Source organism: Ensifer sp. ENS08, assembly GCF_014852195.1.
Taxonomy (GTDB): Bacteria; Pseudomonadota; Alphaproteobacteria; order Rhizobiales; family Rhizobiaceae; genus Ensifer; species Ensifer adhaerens.
On sequence record NZ_JACVBF010000101.1, the window covers coordinates 1 to 255 of the forward strand.

Sequence of the window (255 nt, forward strand, 5' to 3'; positions counted from 1 at the left end):
GCGGCAATGCTGATGTCGTGCGGCAGGATCTGGCTCGAGAACTCGGCATTGAGGTCAGTCTGCGCACGGTTGAGCGAGCGGTCGCGGGGTATCGGCAGCAGTTGGCGGCATCGGCTTTAGCGACGATACGCTTCGAGACACCGCCAGGCCATCAGATACAGATCGATTTTGGCGAGAAGCGAATGGAGATCGGAGGCGAGAAAGTCCGCGTCTACATCTTCGTGGCAACGCTTGGCTATTCGCGTCGAACATACG

Annotated in this window: 1 pseudogene; it reads left to right on the forward strand. The window is 58.8% G+C overall.

Annotation, left to right across the window (positions count from 1 at the left end):
- Positions 1-255 (forward strand): annotated as a pseudogene (locus tag IB272_RS34685) (IS21 family transposase); the annotation flags it as partial.